The sequence below is a fragment of the Albidovulum sp. genome (genome assembly GCF_049646345.1).
Lineage (GTDB): Bacteria > Pseudomonadota > Alphaproteobacteria > Rhodobacterales > Rhodobacteraceae > Albidovulum.
This window is the reverse complement of sequence record NZ_JBARVQ010000237.1, coordinates 1-2744: the sequence shown is the minus strand read 5'-3', so window position 1 is coordinate 2744 and position 2744 is coordinate 1. Positions and strand designations below refer to the sequence as shown.

Below are 2744 nucleotides of genomic sequence, written 5' to 3'. Positions count from 1 at the left end.
ATCGCTGACCGCGCCGCCGGTCATGCCGACACTAAGCCGTCCGCCCTTTACCGGCTGTGCCTGCGCCGCGGTCGCGCCAAGCCCAGCCGCGACCCACAAGGCACCGCTTGTCTTCACGAATCCGCGGCGGGTCATGCCGGGTTTTGTCGTTCTGATCATCAGTTCTTCTCCCTGGTTTGCAGCGTTTGTTTTGAAAAATTCTGCTTGTAGTGTTTATTCTAGCGCATCTTCATGCTTCTGACTAATCAAAATCATCGCGCATAATGGCCCCTCCCGCCAGTGTGTTGCGTTTGGGATAGGCCTTTCGTCCCAGCCGCGCCTCGCGATAGGCCACGGCAATACCCGCCCCGAGAATCAGCGCGATCCCGATTGTGGACCAGCGATCGGGCAGGCTGGCCCAGAAAATCGCGCCCCAGACGACGGACATCGGCAGGGCCAGATATTCGAATGAGGCAACAAGGCTGGGCGGACCATCGCGGTAAGCCATAGTCATCATCAGCCCGCCGACAGCGCTGATCACACCCAATATGACAAGAAGGAACAGATCGAACGGCGCAGGCCATGACCAGGCGCGCAGCAGGAAATCGGCAGCGGCGCTGCCGGTGTCGCCAAAGCTGCCACCCCCGAAGGAAAAGCCGATCAGCGTCGCGAACAGGGTAAAGGAAAGCTGGCTGAAAAAGGCCATGGTCAGGGCCGTATCCGTGCGCCCCAGCCGCCGCGTCAGGATCTGGCTCAGCGCATAGACCGTGGCCGACAACACCGCCAGAAGGGCCGGCGCGGAATAGGCCGACCCGCCCGGACGCACGATCAGGACAACACCCAAAAGCCCCACCGTTACGGCCAGCCACCGCCATGGGCCGACATGATCGCGCAGCAGAAAGACCGAAAAGACGGTGATCAGCAGCGGCGCTGAATAGTAGATCGCCGTCGCATCGGCCAGCGGCAGGGCGGCCAAAGCAGCGTATTGGGCGGAATTGGCGGTGATCATCAGGCAGGCACGCAGAAGGTGAAGCCCGGGCCGGTCGGTGCGCATCAGGCGCCACGCGGCGTGCTGTGTCGATATGAAGACCGCGATCAGGATCAGCGCCACCCCGGACCTGACCAGCATCATTTCATGCAAGGGGTAGGTGCCGCTTAGCAGTTTGAACACAAGGTCATTGACGGAAAATGCGACAGAGGCCGTTGCAACCAACAGAACCGGTCGAAGCCCGCCGCTGCCCTGTGCATCATCGGCGGCCCGCGCGGTCATAACAGCACCTGCACGATCCCGTCCGCAACGCGGCATTCGATCATTCGCAGCGGCACCCTTGCGGGGGCGGCCAGCACCGCGCCGGTCCGGGCGTCAAACAACCCCTGATGCAGCGGGCATTCGATATTGCGCCCGTCGAAATAGCCATCGCAAAGATTGGCGGCGCCGTGGGTGCAGCGCGCATGGGCGACGCTGATCCCCTCCTTGCCGTCAAAAACCGCAAGTTCCCGCCCGGCAAACAGCACCGGGGTTGCATCGCCCGGCTCAAGCGCGTCCAGCGGGATCAGATCGTGCCAGGCCTTCTTGCGCGCCATTCCATCCTCACCCCGCGTCCGGCCGGTCAGCCCGAGGCACCCGCCCGAAGATCTGGGAAAGAATATCGGCATGGGCACCAATATAGCCCCGCGGTTCGACATGGATGTAGCCGTCAAGCTTGCGGTGCAGCGCCGGAAGCGCATGGAAGGGAACAGAGGCGGCGTAGTGATGTTCTGCATGATAGTTCATGTTCCAGCACAGGAACCGCATCGGCGCAGAGACAAGGTTGGTGCGGGTGTTGACCTTGAAATCCGAGGTGTTGGGGCGCCCGACATGTTCGGTCATCCGGATCGCCCGCATCACCGGCTGACCAAGCAGCGAGGGCAGCACCCAATACCAAAGCGCCCCCGCCCAGCCAGTGGCGATGCTGGCAAGCGCGATTGCGGCATAGCCCGCAAGGTAAAGCCGCGCTTCAAGAATGATGGTGGAATGGGCCTCTTTGGGAAGAAACAAGCGGTCCGCTTCGGATAGCCGGCCAAGCCCGTGCCGCCCAAGCGCGGTCACAAGGCCCCACCAATAGGGCAGCGCCGAAAGATACCAAAGATATTTGCCTGCGGAGGTCGGCAGTTCGATCAGTTCGGGGTCTTTGCCCATAAGCTGGGTATAGGTGTGGTGATCGCAATGTTCGTAGCGAAAGAACTGATGCGGCACGAGGATCACAAAACCGCAGATCTGCCCGGCAATATCGTTCAGCCGCCGGGTCGCGAAAACGGTGTAATGCGCGCTTTCGTGTTGCAGGGCAAAATGGTGAACCACGACAACCCCGTGCAGGGTCATGGCCGCCCCCAACCACGGCCCGCCAAGCGCAAGGTGGACGCCGAAGCCAGTCACACCAAGAACAAGCAGCCAAAGCGCCAGATGCCGGATCGCCGGCCAATCGGACCGCCGCATGAAGGCCTTCAGCTCACGCCGCGTCAATGCGCCTTCGTTCAGCGCCTGTGTGATCGGTGTGAGGACATCGGAGGTCATGCCGCCTTCCCGTGGATTCGGACTTTGTTCATTCCAGACCGAATTCAAATATTTATCAATAGTAAATTGATTGCCCCGTAGGCATCAATTCATCAGGCCGCCAAGCAGGCCCATCGCGTTCAGCCCGGCGATTTTTTCCTTGTCGGCGTCGTCGATCATTGCGGGAAGAAGCGCCCGTTCATAGGGGTTGTCGGTGAAAATGGGATAGTCC

The 2744-nt window shown here is 61.1% G+C and carries 4 protein-coding genes; all 4 read right to left on the bottom strand.

The genetic code is table 11. From position 1 onward, the window contains the following. A partial coding sequence (locus WBB85_RS05660; protein ID WP_432637657.1) for a twin-arginine translocation signal domain-containing protein occupies nt 1–135 on the bottom strand: 135 nt, incomplete at its 3' end. A gap of 106 nt (nt 136–241) precedes the next feature. Continuing rightward, the gene (locus tag WBB85_RS05655; protein ID WP_432637656.1) at nt 242–1249 is read right to left on the bottom strand and encodes a DMT family transporter; all 1008 of its coding nucleotides are present in this window, start codon (nt 1247–1249) and stop codon (nt 242–244) included. Then, the gene (locus tag WBB85_RS05650; RefSeq protein ID WP_432637655.1) at nt 1246–1563 is read right to left on the bottom strand and encodes a Rieske 2Fe-2S domain-containing protein; all 318 of its coding nucleotides are present in this window, start codon (nt 1561–1563) and stop codon (nt 1246–1248) included. The genes WBB85_RS05655 and WBB85_RS05650 overlap by 4 nt, the downstream gene beginning before the upstream one ends. Nucleotides 1564–1570: 7 nt before the next feature. Beyond that, the gene (locus tag WBB85_RS05645) at nt 1571–2533 is read right to left on the bottom strand and encodes a fatty acid desaturase family protein (RefSeq protein WP_432637654.1); all 963 of its coding nucleotides are present in this window, start codon (nt 2531–2533) and stop codon (nt 1571–1573) included. Nucleotides 2534–2744 lie beyond the last annotated feature (211 nt).

What these genes read in the sequence shown, in the direction of transcription:
- WBB85_RS05655 (WP_432637656.1), bottom strand. Translation starts at nt 1,249, where the DNA reads ATGACCGCGCGGGCCGCCGATGATGCACAGGGCAGCGGCGGGCTTCGA.
- WBB85_RS05650 (WP_432637655.1), bottom strand. Translation starts at nt 1,563, where the DNA reads ATGGCGCGCAAGAAGGCCTGGCACGATCTGATCCCGCTGGACGCGCTT.
- WBB85_RS05645 (WP_432637654.1), bottom strand. Translation starts at nt 2,533, where the DNA reads ATGACCTCCGATGTCCTCACACCGATCACACAGGCGCTGAACGAAGGC.